Origin of the sequence: Candidatus Nitrosotalea sp. FS (assembly GCF_011319475.1) — an archaeon.
Taxonomy (GTDB): domain Archaea; phylum Thermoproteota; class Nitrososphaeria; order Nitrososphaerales; family Nitrosopumilaceae; genus Nitrosotalea.
Map to the genome: position 1 here is coordinate 19,107 of NZ_RCMC01000205.1, position 3,516 is coordinate 22,622.

At 39.3% G+C, this 3,516-nt stretch carries 3 protein-coding genes and 1 tRNA gene; 2 read left to right on the forward strand and 2 right to left on the reverse strand.

Annotated features, from left to right (window positions below; all coding sequences use genetic code 11):
• Nucleotides 1–21 precede the first annotated feature (21 nt).
• A tRNA-Glu gene (locus DYY66_RS07790) sits at nucleotides 22–97 on the reverse strand.
• 110 nt (nucleotides 98–207) lie between these two features.
• On the opposite strand from DYY66_RS07790, the gene DYY66_RS07795 reads away from it, so the two are divergent.
• Nucleotides 208–1,092: a hypothetical protein gene (locus DYY66_RS07795; RefSeq protein WP_166287817.1), complete on the forward strand. Its 885-nt coding sequence runs from the start codon at nucleotides 208–210 to the stop codon at nucleotides 1,090–1,092.
• A gap of 253 nt (nucleotides 1,093–1,345) precedes the next feature.
• Here the strand turns inward: DYY66_RS07795 and DYY66_RS07800 are convergent, their stop codons facing one another.
• Nucleotides 1,346–1,516, reverse strand: a complete 171-nt coding sequence (locus DYY66_RS07800; RefSeq protein ID WP_218583671.1) for a hypothetical protein — start codon at nucleotides 1,514–1,516, stop codon at nucleotides 1,346–1,348.
• A gap of 1,715 nt (nucleotides 1,517–3,231) precedes the next feature.
• On the opposite strand from DYY66_RS07800, the gene DYY66_RS07815 reads away from it, so the two are divergent.
• Nucleotides 3,232–3,516, forward strand: a 285-nt coding sequence (locus tag DYY66_RS07815) for a hypothetical protein (RefSeq protein ID WP_166287826.1), incomplete at its 3' end; no start/stop codon positions are given.

Sequence of the window (3,516 nt, forward strand, 5' to 3'; positions counted from 1 at the left end):
CATTCCAAAATATATGAAGAGTGCTCCCGCCGGGATTCGAACCCGGGATCACTGCCTTGAGAGGGCAGTATGCTTAGCCGGACTACACCACAGGAGCTTAGCTAAGCCATAAAGAATAGCAATTTAAAGGAACGTTTTGCCTTTGAATGGATTTGTAAATTTTAACAGCTTTGATACTTTATAGCAAAATCTTCGTTTGGATTTCTCATGGACGTAAAACAAATTCCTAGTATTCTTTCACTTTCTGATTTTTCTGTTGGTCTTGGAGGCTGTAGAAATGATGGAACCCATTTCAAATGCTGTGAATATGACATCACAGTGCTTGATGGACAGTCTGGAGAATCAGTTCATCATGTTGGAGATGATATTATCAAGGTATACCATCGCTCCTTTGATGACTTTAACGGTGATGCATTACATCATCTGCAAGACATGAGTGTAATCCATGACAGCCAGTGGAAGCTTCGAATGTTACTATCACAAGTAAAAGAAAAGAAAGAACAAATTTCTTTGTCACATGCGCGAAGCTGTCTTGTTGATGCAGGAATTTTTGCCAACAAGGCAAGAGATTGCGTCAAAATTAAAGATCCTTTTGCAGGTGTTTGGATAAAATGTGCGTCATATTTTTTGGCAGATGCAATATCTTCTCTTAATCTGAAAAGACCCAGTCCAACTCATATGCTTGAAATCTTGAGGAACTTGAAAAAAGACAAGACAAACCAAACGTTTTCCATGATTCACCAAATTCTGGGAATTGAAAGATCATCAACATCATTGCTCTCAAGGATGGTCAAGTCAACTGTTGGGTTCTCTGACATGGTGGAAAAAAATGGAAATTCCCAGATAATCCAGAAAAAATACGAGTACTTGGTGGAAAACTCACTTCTCTCAGATTGCTACTTTTATCTTGGATATGTAAATCGAAATAACGTGCTCAAAATCAAGAATCAGATTCATCGCAACCCAGAGTTTATCCATGTTTTAAAAATAGGACTTGATATGGAAAATGATCCTATGGTAATTGACAGTCAAGCTATGATGCTTATACAAACTACAAATGAAATACTTGGGGATATGAAAACTCAGTCATAACTGGGAAACCCCCAATTGCTACCTTTCGATAACTTTTAAAACCCTGCGTGGGATCCCCCCAGTATGACCGATGCAGCATGTGGATGCGAATCATCCAAAGAAAATAATGCAGAATGCGATTGTGAAATGCAAGGCTCATGCCTTTGTGAAGCTAATTGTACTTGCAAAGCATCAGTTTGCAAAGAACACGTATCTTCATTCTGATATAGGTTTTAGAACCTTTTTTTCTTTTATTTTTTGAAACTAGAATAACTTACTTTTCGTTTTCGTCTTTTATGCCCCATGTTTTGATCAGTTCCTTTTGGAACTTGTCTACCTGTTTTTCATTGAGGGCGTCTCCGCAATTCTTGTGTGTTGGAACTACTACCATGCCATCAAGCTTAAAATCGACTTCGTACATGTGCACTTTTTCGCATTCACACATGTTCGGGATAAAATGAATCCACTATATTTGCGTATTTGATGGGTTTTTCATGTACTGTAAACTTGACAATTTCTGAAAGCTTTAACTAGATCATTTTTTCTAGCAGATATATGCGAAAGTATACCGTATTCGCAATTTTTGCATTCTTGCTGATTACGCCTGTTGCTATACAATCCGTACACGCCACTTCAGCTACTGACTCTTGGTATCCTGGAAAGGGTCTCAAGCAAGGTGACTATTTCACTTATAATGTATGCTGGACAGACTGGCACAACTGTACTCCATTCCAGATGAATTTCTGGGTTAAAAATGAGACAAGCGATGGAAACGGTTGGAATCTAGTATTTGGTGTAGTTGATGGTTCAAACATGCAAAAAGGAATCATGACAATAGGAAAGATAACACCTGACCCGACATCTTTTGATCCTAACATTTCTGATTATGCTGGAGTGTACCGAAGTACCGTATCATGGCTTGACTCTTTTGCAACTAGGGATACACCAAAAACTTTTGATGTTCCTGCATGGGGCAGAACTGGTTCAGTGGGAGGACAATCTGTTGGACCTGTGAGTCATGAAAAAGTAACAGTTGGTGCAGGCACATTTGATACATATGTTTTGGGATGGCACAAAGGTGTAGATAATAAAATCTGGGTAGATTCTAGTGTACCGTTTCCAGTAAAAGCTCTTGTCTTTGTGGATGTAACAACTGGTGTACCACCGCCAGACTATACTCTTGAATTAGTAAAGACCGGAAACAGTCAGACAGAACCTGATATCTTTGCTTCATCTTCTACTACTAAGCCTAGTTACAGTCCTCAATGTGATCAGCCAAACATGGAACAGGACTCTGTTCACAAGACCACTACAACTGATTCTAGTTCCATGATTGTTGAATACAGATACAGTCCATCTAATCCACACCNACTGCCTCTTCTACTACACATGTTAATTTCAGTCCTCAATGTGACCAGCCAAACATGGAACAGGATTCTGTACACCAGACCACTACAACTGATTCTAGTTCAATGATTGTTGAATACCGATACAGTCCATCTAATCCCCACGAAGGCTGTCCAATAGAATACCGATTATCATTTGAAAAGAATTTTGATCAAACTCAAAAATGGAGTAATACTCAATATGATATCTTTACAACAGATGACCAAGGAAAACAAATGTCATCAATTGCTCAAGGCAATGGTAGACAATCTTTGTTTGCACCAGTAGGAGATGATGATGTTAAAACTATCTTGAGAGGTTCTACTCCAATGTCACATGTGGTAATTGCAGTGCTTGGAACTGGAGCTGAAGGTTCTCTTCCAGACACTAGCTTGTCAGGAATCGTAAAATTTGATGTAAAGACACAAGCGCCGTTTCCAGGTTTTGATGGCGGTTCAATAAATCAACCTAACAGTACCTCAAATGATAATGGCTCCATGCCTGCAGTACCAGAGTTCCCACTAGGTTCCTTAATGATAATGGCAATTGTGGCAGGGCTTGGAATTCTATTTGTAAGAATCAGTCCTAGACTACAGANAATGGTGGTCCAACAAATCAGTCTAATGATACCTCAAATGGTAATCAAACTGCAATACCAGAGTTCCCACTTGGCTCCCTAATGATAATGGCAATTGTGGCAGGACTTGGAATTCTATTTGTAAGAATCAGTCCTGGACTACAGACTAGACTGTAAAAAAATTAATTGAAAAGCAAATGCCAAACATAAGAATAATAGCTATTTTTGCAGTCATTGTAATTGCAGCAGTAGCAGGACTTGCGTGGCCATTTATTTCTACTATGAAATTTGGTTACATCATGGAACCCGTGCAGGCAAGCCAGTGGCACATGGGCAAAGGCTCTGAATACACTCCTGAGATGACATACCAGGTAACATTTAACCAGACTACGTTTTTGACTGACATGACATTTCTTCCAGTTTCCCAAGGAGCACAACAACTCGCAGTCAAGATAAATCCTGATGGTGGATCAAACGAGATA

Excerpts from the sequence above, each read along its gene's own strand:
- DYY66_RS07795 (WP_166287817.1), top strand. The coding sequence starts at position 208 with ATGGACGTAAAACAAATTCCTAGTATTCTTTCACTTTCTGATTTTTCT.
- DYY66_RS07800 (WP_218583671.1), bottom strand. The coding sequence starts at position 1,516 with ATGTGTGAATGCGAAAAAGTGCACATGTACGAAGTCGATTTTAAGCTT.